This is a genomic window from uncultured Amaricoccus sp., assembly GCF_937891315.1.
GTDB lineage: Bacteria > Pseudomonadota > Alphaproteobacteria > Rhodobacterales > Rhodobacteraceae > Amaricoccus.
The window spans coordinates 1-3310 of sequence record NZ_CALAGI010000172.1 but is presented as its reverse complement, the minus strand read 5'-3'; the positions used below and the strand labels follow the sequence as shown (position 1 = coordinate 3310).

Here is a 3310-nt window from a genome sequence, read left to right as displayed (position 1 = left end):
CGTACCTGCACCCTGAGTTCCTGCGTCAATGGAAGGCGGCCAGACCCGGATGTTCTCCTCCAGACCCGCCGGACATGGCGGCGAAGTGGTGCGCCTTGATGTGGGTCGCGTCGATCATCACGGGGTCCGCGGCCGCCCCCGGGCCCGCCAATGTTGCGAAGATCCGGGCGAAGAGCGGTTCCGCTCACCTGGCGCGGCGGTGGCCGAACTCCGTCGCGGGCATGGGATGCCGTCCGACCTCCCATGCGTGGACGACGAAGTCGCTGGTGCGTTCACTGCCCGTAGCGGGTCGCGGTCAGGCCGTCGAGCGAGATCTCGGGCGTCTTGCCGACCACCACGTCGGCGACGGCGCGGCCCGAGCCGCAAGCCATGGTCCAGCCGAGGGTGCCGTGGCCGGTGTTGAGAAAGAGGTTGGGAAAACGCGTCGGGCCGATCACCGGGGTTCCGTCCGGGGTCATCGGGCGGAGGCCGGTCCAGCCTTCGGCCCGGTCGAGATCACCCGCCTTGGGAAAGAGGTCGGCGACCACGTGGCGCACGGTGTCGAAGGCGCCCCGACCGGTCTTGCGGTTGTAGCCGATGATCTCGGCCTGGCCGGCGACGCGGATCCGGTCGCCGAGCCGGGTGATCGCGACCTTGTGGGTCTCGTCCATCAGGGTCGAGACCGGGGCCAGCGCCGGCTCGGTTACCGGCAGGGTGATGGAATAGCCCTTGATCGGATAGATCGGCAGCTTGATCCCCACCGTCCGCAGCAGGATCGGCGCATAGGGTCCGAGCGCGCAAACATAGGCATCCGCCGTCTCGCGCCCCTGATCGGTCTCCACGCCTGCGATCCGTCCGTCATCGACCGCCAGCGACCGGATGTTCACGCCGTAGCGGAAGGAGACGCCCAGGTCCGCCGCCTTGTCGGCGAGGGCCAGCGTGAACATCCGGCAATCTCCGGTGCGGTCCGCGAGGAGGCGCAGTCCGCCGACGAACTTGTCGCGCACCAGAGCCAGACCGGGCTCCACCGCGACGCAGGCCTCACGATCCAGCACCTCGAACGGCGAGTCGTATTCCGCGAGCACCTCCTGATCGGCCTTCGAGGCCTTGAGCTGCTTTTCGGTGCGGAACACCTGCAAGGTGCCGAGTTCGCGCTGGTCGAAGGCGATCGGCGTCTCGGCCATGAGGTCGGTCAGCGCGTCGCGGCTGTAGTTCGAGATCCGCACCATGCGGCCCTTGTTCAGCCGGTAGTGCGCCTCGTCGCAATTCATCAGCATCTTGGCGCCCCAGGCCCACATCGTGGGGCTGATCAGCGGCCAGATGAACAGCGGCCGGTGCCGCATGAAAAGCCACTTCACGGCCTTCATCGGAATGCCCGGCGCGGCCCAGGGCGACGTCATGCCGTAGGACAGCTCTCCGGCATTGGCGAAGCTGGTCTCGAGACCCGGACCCGGCTGGCGGTCAAGCACCAGCACCTCGACGCCCTGGCGCGCGAGGTACCAAGCGGTAGTGACCCCGATGACCCCCGCCCCGAGCACGATCACCTTCATTTCCAGGCTCCCTTCGCATTTGCGAAGACGAGTAAGTACCGTTCGGCCGGCGCGGAACAAGGGCTTTTCGCCGCGCCGCGAGCGCGGCGTGCCAGGACGCGTCAGACCCGCGCGGGGTAGCGGAACGGATCGCCGGCGCGGCTCCGGTCGTAGACGCATTCGCCCGCGACATAGGTGGCCCGCACCGCCCGATCGTCGCCGAGTGTCATCAGCACGAAAAGCAGCTCCTCCAGCGTGTCGCAATGGCGGGTACGGAAATCGAGCAGCGGCGTGCCCTTCGGATCGAGCACCGCGATATCCGCGTCATATCCCGGCGCCAGCCGGCCGAGCCGGTCGTCGAGATAGAGCGCGCGCGCCCCGCCGAGCGTCGCGAGATAGAAGGCGCGCACGGCGTCGAGCTTGCGCCCCGACATCGCCACCACCTTGTAGGCTTCGTTCAGCGACTGCAGCTGGCTGAGGCTGGTGCCGCCGCCAACGTCGGTGCCGAGGCCGACGCGCACCGGACGCGCCGGGTCCATCGCGTCGAAGAGCTGGAACAGCCCGCTGCCGAGGAACAGGTTCGAGGTCGGGCAGAAGGCGAGCGCCGCGCCCGCCTCATGGCAGCGGTGAAAATCCGCCTCGTGCATGTGGATCGCATGGCCGAACATCGAGCGCTGGCCGACGAGGCCGGCGTGATCGTAGGTGTCGAGATAGCTTGACCGCTCGGGGAAGAGCTCGCGCACCCAGGCGACTTCGGCGAGGTTCTCGCAAAGATGGGTCTGCATGAAGACCGCGTCATGCTCGCGCAGCAGCGCGCCGGCGGCATCGAGCTGCGCCTCGGTGCTGGTCGGGGCGAAGCGCGGCGTCACGCAATAATGCTGCCGCCCGCGGCCGTGCCACCTGGCGATCAGCGCCTTGCTTTCGTCATAGCCGCGCTGGGCGGTGTCGAGCAGGGCCGGCGGCGCATGGCGATCCATCAGCACCTTGCCGGCGATCATGCGGGTGTTGAACCGTTCGGATTCGGCGAAGAACGCCTCGACGGACTGTGGATGCACGGTGCAATAGACCATCGCCGTCGTCGTCCCCGCGCGCAACAGCTCGCGCAGGAAATGCCCGGCGACCCTGTCGGCATGCGCGCGATCGGCGAAGCGCTGCTCGGTGACGAAGGTATAGGTCTCGAGCCACTCCAGAAGCTGCGCCCCATAAGCGCCGATCATCTCGAGCTGGGGATAATGCACGTGCGTGTCGATGAAGCCGGCGGTCAGGATCGCATCGGGATAATGCACCGGCTCGACTCCGGGCGGCAGCGTGGCGGCGAGATCGGCATAGGGACCGAAGGCGGTGATCCGCCCGTCCTCGACCAGGATCAGCGCGTCCTCGTGATGCACTAGGCATTCGGCCGGGGGCCGTTCGAACGGATTGCCGGAGAAGGAAATCGCCCGGCCGCGCAGCGCCTTTTGGTTCGATGTCATGACTATCCTTTCGCCCGACAGCGAGCCAGCCTGGGCGGGCTGGCCCCGGCGGTCAAGGCGGACGCTCGGACGCCGAAGTCGGCAGCGCGCCACGCCCGGATGGGTCCCGCCGATCGCGCCGCCTACGCCAACGGCCCGCGCCGCGACAAATCATATCAGTCGCCGTTTGATTGGTTCGGATCGAGATGTCTCCGCGGATCGCACTTGGGGGGCGCCAGTGGCGCGCCCGCGGTCCGCGCGCCCGGAGCAAGCTCGCGGAGGGCGCGAGGGGTGACGATTTCTCCGGGAGCTTTGATATCGTGAGGGGCATGCCCGGCTTGACCGTTGAAA

At 67.9% G+C, this 3310-nt stretch carries 2 protein-coding genes and 1 pseudogene; all 3 read right to left on the bottom strand.

Annotated features, from left to right (window positions below; all coding sequences use genetic code 11):
• Positions 1–76: 76 nt before the first annotated feature.
• Positions 77–175: pseudogene (locus Q0480_RS17185) on the bottom strand (IS5/IS1182 family transposase); the annotation flags it as partial.
• 97 nt (positions 176–272) lie between these two features.
• Positions 273–1529 (bottom strand): D-amino acid dehydrogenase, encoded by a 1257-nt coding sequence (locus Q0480_RS17180; protein WP_299134837.1) that lies wholly within the window; start codon positions 1527–1529, stop codon positions 273–275.
• A 101-nt stretch (positions 1530–1630) separates the two neighbouring features.
• Entirely contained in the window at positions 1631–2980 is a 1350-nt protein-coding gene (gene guaD / locus Q0480_RS17175; RefSeq protein ID WP_299134836.1) for a guanine deaminase, read from the bottom strand.
• Positions 2981–3310: the final 330 nt, after the last annotated feature.